At 70.0% G+C, this 7,084-nt stretch carries 7 protein-coding genes; 2 read left to right on the top strand and 5 right to left on the bottom strand.

All coding sequences use genetic code 11. The annotated features are described in order from the left end of the window. Window positions 1-216: hypothetical protein (locus ML01_RS26240; protein ID WP_216819288.1), on the bottom strand; the 216-nt coding region annotated here is incomplete at its 3' end. A 1,336-nt stretch (window positions 217-1,552) separates the two neighbouring features. On the opposite strand from ML01_RS26240, the gene ML01_RS26235 reads away from it, so the two are divergent. After that, on the top strand, window positions 1,553-1,828 hold the full coding sequence (locus ML01_RS26235; protein WP_058558327.1) for a DUF6516 family protein: 276 nt from the start codon (window positions 1,553-1,555) through the stop codon (window positions 1,826-1,828). A gap of 10 nt (window positions 1,829-1,838) precedes the next feature. Next, window positions 1,839-2,183: a hypothetical protein gene (locus ML01_RS26230; protein WP_058558326.1), complete on the top strand. Its 345-nt coding sequence runs from the start codon at window positions 1,839-1,841 to the stop codon at window positions 2,181-2,183. Between the two features lie 194 nt (window positions 2,184-2,377). Here ML01_RS26230 and ML01_RS26225 read toward each other — a convergent pair whose 3' ends face one another. From ML01_RS26225 to ML01_RS26210, 4 genes are all read right to left on the bottom strand, one after another. Then, on the bottom strand, window positions 2,378-3,001 hold the full coding sequence (locus tag ML01_RS26225) for a hypothetical protein (RefSeq protein WP_058558325.1): 624 nt from the start codon (window positions 2,999-3,001) through the stop codon (window positions 2,378-2,380). Between the two features lie 289 nt (window positions 3,002-3,290). Next, window positions 3,291-3,638 carry a hypothetical protein gene (locus ML01_RS26220; protein WP_058558324.1) on the bottom strand — a complete coding sequence of 116 codons (348 nt, stop codon included), beginning with the start codon at window positions 3,636-3,638 and terminating at the stop codon, window positions 3,291-3,293. Beyond that, entirely contained in the window at window positions 3,619-3,915 is a 297-nt protein-coding gene (locus ML01_RS26215) for a DUF6516 family protein (protein ID WP_058558323.1), read from the bottom strand. The genes ML01_RS26220 and ML01_RS26215 overlap by 20 nt, the downstream gene beginning before the upstream one ends. A 339-nt stretch (window positions 3,916-4,254) precedes the next feature. Beyond that, a partial coding sequence (locus ML01_RS26210) for an SUMF1/EgtB/PvdO family nonheme iron enzyme (RefSeq protein ID WP_156428023.1) occupies window positions 4,255-7,084 on the bottom strand: 2,830 nt, incomplete at its 5' end.

Genomic DNA, 7,084 nt, shown 5'->3' with positions numbered 1-7,084 from the left:
GTCGGCGAGCTCCTCCGCGAGCGTGGTCTGCCGACCTGCGGAGTCCGGCTTGTCTTCCAGCTTGTCGATATGCTCCCTGGCGATCCACTTTTGGATGCGCTGCGTCAGCGCGGCGTAGGCGTCCTTGCCGGCCTCGCCCAGGGTGCCGCGGGCGAGCAGGTAGGCGGTGGCGCTGGCCACGGCGAGCGCGATGGGGACTTGGGTGACGTCGAGCATGCTGGCGGACTCCGTGCGTCTGGCGTGAGGTTGTTGTGCGCGGCCAATGATCGACCAGCGCCCGGTCCTGCGCAACCTTCACGCGCCGCCGGCGCTGAGCCGGCCGAGACGCGTGTGTGCGCGCCAGCCGTCGGGGTCGGCGGCGGCACCGGCGGACTCGGGCCGGAAATCGGGCGCGAGGACTTGGCGCTGGGTGGAGGGCAACCCTGCGGGAAGGCGTCCTCCGCGAAGGGGGTCTCTTTCACCGCCTGCTGCACGGCGCCGAACCAGCTCGCCTCGAATGCCTCGTCGAGTGTCCGCCTCGCTCCCACGCTCCGGCGTGGGAGTGTGTGGCCGGCGCTCCAGCGCCGCGTGTCTGCGCTGCCGTCGCCGATGCAGCGCGCTCGGGACGCTGGAGCGTCTGCCCTTGCTCCCACGCCGGAGCGTGGGAGCCAGTCGCCCCGGCGGCGCCGTTCAGGCAGCAGGCGCATCCCTTGCCTTGGACGGGGGAGCTTTCGGACGAGGCACTGCGCAGGCCGTTGAGCCTGCTTGATCTCGCGGACCAGGACGACGGCGAGTTGGCCTAAGCTCGGCATCGTCGCCGGCACCGGCCTTGGCGAGGGCCTCGGCAAGAACCTCGCGGCGGGGCTGCTCTCGTGCCGAGGCTCTGCCTCGGCACGCTTCTGCGCGGCTCTGCCGCCCCGCGCCGGGCGCCGTTCCCGCGCCTGCGCGAACCTGGGCGCAGAGCGCCCGCGGACGCGCGACACCGCTGGAGCGGTGTCGCGAGAGTGACCCCCGGCAACGGCCCCGACTGAAGTCGGCGTGCCCGGGAACGGCCTCGCAACTTCCGCGGTGGTGCACTAGTCGCAGCGACTGTTGAGGCGACGCGCTTGGGTGACGACTTGGCTCATGGCACGGCTCCGCTGTACTCGGCCCGGCGATTGTGCAACCCGTCGTGAGTGCGTCGCGACACGCAAGGCTCCCCGCGCTGACCCACCGCGCGGACGGCCCTCGGCGCGCGCCGAGGCGCTGCCTCGCCACGGCGCGCCGGCAACCCGGCCGCCCTGACCACCGCCGCCCTGACCACCAGGAGTCGGTCTCCACCGCCCCCGCGGCAGCGCCCGGCAGATCGCCCTCGGCACCGGCACCGGGAGCAGCAAGTTAGGCCCCGCATCCCGGCGCTGCCCCGGGCGGCAGAGCCGCGAAGACGACGTGCCGAGGCAGAGCCTCGGCACGAGACAAACTGTTGCGCTGTCCAGACCCCCGCGGGATCCTAGACCCTGCGGGGTGGGCACGTCGGACGGCGTCGGCATGTTGTCGTCTTGACAACACGCTTGGGCGTCGTTACGGTGACGACATGCCGGCGACATTGCTCCAGAAGCGACGCTACGATCTAGCCGACGACCGGTTCGTCGACGTGTCGATCTGGAAGCTTCCGGCGCCCCTGCCGGGCAGCGCGCATCCATTCAAGTACCGCCTGGCATTGGTCATCGAGGGCGCCTGCGTGTTGCGCTATGACAACGAGGCCGGCAAGGGCGACCACAAGCACCTCGGCGAGTCCGAGGTCTCCTATCGATTCACCAGCTTGGATCGGCTCGTCGACGACTTTTGGGCCGATGTCAGCCGGCTCTGAGGATGCAACCATGACGACACTCATCATCGACGTGGCAAGTACGGAGAGCGTCAAGGTCAGTATGCGGGCTGCGTTTCGCGGCGAGCCGCAGGGCTGCCGATACTCGTTCCGCAGCGAAGAGCGGTTGCTTGCCACTCTCAACCCCAATCGCTGGGCCATCATCAAGGCATTGACCGGGGCCGGCCCGCTGGGCGTGCGCGAACTGGCACGGCGCGTGGGGCGCGATGTCAAGGGCGTGCATACCGACGCGCAGACCCTGAGCACCTGCGGGCTCATCGACCGCGTTGAGGACGGCAAGCTGTTGCTGCCATACGACGAGGTCAAGGTGGAGCTGTCATGCCGGGCGGCGGCATAGCGCACCCAGGGCACCCAGGGTCGGATTACGCGAAGTAGTTGTTGATAAAGATTATTTTGACCAAGAAGCAGGCGTTTTAGGCCTTAGCGGGCCATTTTGAAGGACAAAACCCCTCCGCACGAGCCCTCACGTTCCCTGAGAGCAGTACCTTGCTGTGGCTGCGATGGGTGTTATCCCGCATCTGCGCCGAGATGTCATGCCAATTCGCGCTCGCCGTGGCTCTCTTCCTTGCTGCGATCGAGAAGTCCACATCGAGCAGCTCGCCCAAAGGCGCTGCGCTCGCACAACCACCGCTGCGTGGCCAACTCCGAGCCCGGCGCGGCCATGCGCCCCACGATCACGCCTACGACGGCGGCGCGTTGCGGCGCGGTCAGTCCCAGCCGTTCCAGCAGGGCGACGAAATCCACCTGCGCCAGCGCCCACAGCCCGAGCGCCTCCACCCCCACGGTGCGCGGGCGCGCGAGCGTCAGGGAATCGATCTCGACGCTGTGCACCTCGGCGCTCGGCTGCGCGCCGGGCGCCGGCTCGGCGCTCGGCGCCTGCGCGCGCGCCAACAACTGCGCCGCCAGGCGTTGCGCCTCGCGCTCGATCGGCAGCGAAGCGCAGCCGCCGAGCATGACACCCTGGCCGCTCTGGATCTCCTCCAGGCGCACGCACAACGTTGGCCAATCCGCCTGCGGTATCGCGAAATGCCGACCCAGGTTCAACAACGTGACTTGCCGGACCTTCCCCCCCACGCGCTGCGAGCGCACCAATCGATACCTGTAGTAGCGCTCGCCCGTGGCGGTGTTGCGCGTGTGGGTGCGGCGGATATACATGCCCCGACAGCTAGACCACGGCACGCCGCAAGGCAACCGGCCCCTTTGAATGTTATGGCACTACTTCGCCTGCCGAGGCACCTGTGTACAAAGGAATCGGGCACTTACCCGCCAGGAACGGCGAATATCAATGGGGCCAGGTTAAACATGGGCTATCGGGACCGCTATCGAGATCGGAGAAACTCAAGCAGGTCCGCCGCGAGGGTCTGCTAGGAAACGATCCCGATCCCAATCCCGAGCGGTGCCGCGATAGGGTGTGTGTAACGATGTGGGCGCAGCGCACGGACCTTCAGGCGGCCCGCAGCAGAAACTCCACCCGCACGGTGTCGTACGGAAACTCGACGCCCTCGCCAGCGACCCGCTCCAGGATGCCGGCCTGAGCCAGCGCATCGACATCGGCGCGCACGGTTCCCAAGTTGCGCCCCGTCCGTGCCGCGGCCTGTTCGACGGACACCGGCCCCGCACCCGCGACGGCCTTCAGCAAGGCCCAGCGCTCCGCGGTCAGCACCTCCCAGAGCAGCTCCGGCGTCGCGAAGGCGATGCGGGCCTCCTGCTCCGCGCCCTCGCCCTCCATCGTCGCGGCGGCATCGGCCAGGCTGTCTGCCAGGGAACGGACCTCAAGGACGACCGTGCTCATGGTTCCACCTGTTTAGATCAGCGAAGAAATCGCGCATCAAAGCGCGTGGCGAGTCGAATCGGTAGGGGCCTTCCTGCGAGCCGGCGTGGCGATGATCGCCCTTGCCGCGCTCGTTGTCATAGCGCAAGACGCACCGGCCTTGGACCACATAGGCCAGCCTGTACTTGAACGGATGCGTACAGCCGGGCATCGGCGCCGGGAGCCGCCAGACGATGATTTCCGCGAACGCATCAACGGCAACGACGACGCGGCGGTTGACGATCAGCGAGGCGCTCATACGACGAGCCTAGAGCACTCGTTCACCGTCGTCAAAGCGCCGAGCGGGAGCCGGCTTGGCGCGATGCGGCGCGTTGCAGGGGGTGGCACGCTCGCCTGGTTCCCACGCGCTTCCAGCGGGCTTGGACAGGCATCGCTCCAGCGCTGGCCGGAACACTGATCCAGCATCGGCAGGCGCTCATAGGGCTCTGGCAGATTGTTTCCAGCACGGGCGGCAGCAGGGGGCAGCGATGGGCACGCTGCGCTTTGCCCAAAATCGCGACTGCGCTTCGCGCAGCAAAGACAGCCACGCCGCCGTCAGAGAACAGAAGACAGAGAACAGAGAACAGAGATTCAGTGATCAGCGGATGGGGGCCGCGCGCACCACGCGGAAACAGAAGTAGTCGAGGCGGTAGTCCGGGAGGTTGTGGTAGCGGTAGTCGGCGCGGGCGAAGTCGTGGTCGCCGATCCAAGACCCGCCGCGCACCACGCGCGACGCGGTGCCGCCCGGCTGTACACGCTTCGGCTTTTCATACTCGTTCAGGCACCACTCCCAGACGTTGCCGCTCAGGTCGTCAACACCCGCTTGGTCCGCCGCGTCAGGCGTCGCCCCCTGCGGATAGAGGCCGACGGCGCTGGTGCGGCCGAGGTAGTGCGGGCCGACCCTGGCGTGCTCCCAGGTCTCGTTGATGTTGGCGTGTCCGGGCAGGTAGTCCTTGCCCCAAGGGTAGATGCGCCCGGCGGTGCCGCGGGCGGCGCGCTCCCATTCCCATTCCGTCGGCAGGCGGACGATGCGCCCGTTCGGGTCGGCGCCGAGCTTGTGGGTTAGCCAGCGGCAGAAGGCCATGGCCTCGAACCAGCTCACGGTCTCGTGCGGGTGGTTGCCAATGGGCCAGCGGGCGGGCTGATGCTGCCGTTCGGGGTCGGCGAGCCCCTGCCACCACTGGTCGCTGTCGTAGCCGTCCTCCGCGTCCAGAAAGGCCTGGAACTGGGCGTGGGTGACGGGGTAGCGGGCGATGGCGAAGGCGTCGCAGTGGCGGCGCTCCGGCTTGTCGCCGTAGAGAAACTCGCCTGCCGGCATGTCCACCCACGCGATGTCCGGCAGGCCGTCGGCCCGCAGCCCGACACCGGGCCGGTTGTCCAGCCCCAGCAGCCCGAGCGCCCGGCCGATGGCGGCGCGGGCTTCCGGCATCGGCTCGCGCGCGATGTCGGTGAGCCGCGGCAGCCAGGCGGCGCGCAGCTCGTCGCGGCGGGCGGCATCCTCGGCGTCGTCCGCACCCAGCCATAACCGGCCGTGCACGTCCGGCTCGACGACGCCGCTTTCCAGGATGCAGCGGGCGGCCAGCTCCGGCTGGGCGTCTTTGAGCCAGCGGATGACGGTCCAGTAGTCCCGCGGCGGGTGCTCGTCCGGGTCGGGGACGTAGAGCCCGGCCAGCAGCACGGCGGCCTCCTCCCAGTCGCTCGGCGCCCACCAGCGCTCGCGTGGCCAGAGCGCGGCGGGGTCGAGCCGGCCGGCGTCCAGGCGCGCCTGCATCGCGGTGGCGGTGAACCATTCCTGCAGGAGCTGGTGGCGAAAACGAATCTTCTCCGGGCCGCCCCGTTCCGGCGGCGGCGGTCGCTCCAGCAGCGTCGCGGCCACCGCGTCCCGGAGCTGCTCTTGGCCGGCGGCGCCACCCCCCAGGGTGGCAATGACGTTGGCGGCGGGCAGTTCGGTCATCACGGACAGGTCGTCATCGCCGCCGCTGCCGGCGACGCGCTGCATCTGCATGTCCCAGGCGAGCGCCTTCAGCCCGTCACGCAGCGTGCCGAGCCCGTCGTCGGCCGGCGGCGGAGACTGCGACCCGGCGGCGTCGGGCTTGCGGTCGTGCCGGCGCGCGAGCAGGCTCGTGACGAAGTACGCAAACAGGTCGCCGCGGTTGTCGGGGAGGCAGCCCTGCTCGTGAACCCAGACGTCCCAGAGCATCGAGAGCATGAAGGGGTTCGCGGCGAGGTCCATCAGGTTGCGCGGGTCGGCCCGGTGGCGGCACCAGAGCCAGCGTTTGCCGGACCATCGGTCCAAGAGCGCACGCTGGTCCGCCCCAGCACGGGCCGCCGTCTCGTCCCAGCGGGCGTCGTCGGGTTGCTTCAGCGTCCAGATCAGCTCCGGGTCGCCGCCGGCGGCGAGCCAGGCCTGCTCGACTTGCTCCATGTCCGGATCGCCCGCCAGGCGCCAGAACAGCGCTCGCCAGCCGTCCGGATCCGGCGCGGTGGTGTCGCCCGGCCAGGGCTGCCACCAGTGTCGCAGCACATCGCGCAGTCGGGGCGGCGAGAGCGCTTGCAGGGTCAGGGTGTCCAGGCCCAGGTCCAGACCGCCGCGCTCGTGGTCCTCGGTCCGGCAGGAGACGTAGACGGGGCAGCACTGGTTGCCCGGGTGCCGGCTGTCCAGCTCCGCGATGAGCCGCTTGATCGCCGCCGCCTTGTCGGCGCGCTGCCGGGTGGGCACCTGGTTCAGCGCGTCCAGCAACAGCACCAGGCGGCCAAGGCCCGCAAGGTGATGCAGTGCATGGCCCAGGCCCCAGCGCGGCTCGGCCAGGAAGCGCCGCAGCTCTGCGTCGTAGTCCTGTGGCGTGGGTTCGGCAAGCGGTGCGCCGTCCGGCCCGCACGGGTCGGCGGTCCAGGCGGCGAGGTCCACCAGCACCGGAATGGGGGCGTGCGGGTCGTCGGGCTTCGCGAGATCAAGGGCGAGGCGGCTCAAGGTCGTGCTCTTGCCCGAGCCGGGCGCGCCGAGCACCGCGGCCTGGCGGATGGGCTGCACGGGCTTCGCGTCCGCTGCCACGGCGCCTCCCGTGCCCGCGCCTGTGTTCGTTGCCGCGGGGCGACCGGCGAAGGCGTCGAGCACGTCGTTGAACGGGATGGGCGGTGCCTCGGCTCGCGCGAGCGCGTCCGCGGGCAATGTGTCGTCACGGCGCCGGCGGGGCTGCCAGCACGCCGGGCCGAGGTGGTTCTCGACGCGACGGCGCATCGGGTCGTTGCCGCGGCCCTGCCCGCGCAGCGGGGCGTAGAGCCAAGCCTGGCGCTTGATGCGGACGGTCAGCTCGCGCAGGTGCGCTTCCTCGGCGGCGCGGGTTGGGGGTGTGTCAACGGCGTATAGCGGAGGTTCCGCGGAAGCGCCTTCGGCGCGCACCTGGATGTTGAACGTGCTGCGGGCGAAG

This window comes from Thiohalocapsa sp. ML1 (genome assembly GCF_001469165.1).
Lineage (GTDB): Bacteria > Pseudomonadota > Gammaproteobacteria > Chromatiales > Chromatiaceae > Thiohalocapsa.
This window is presented reverse-complemented; position numbering and strand designations above follow the sequence as displayed.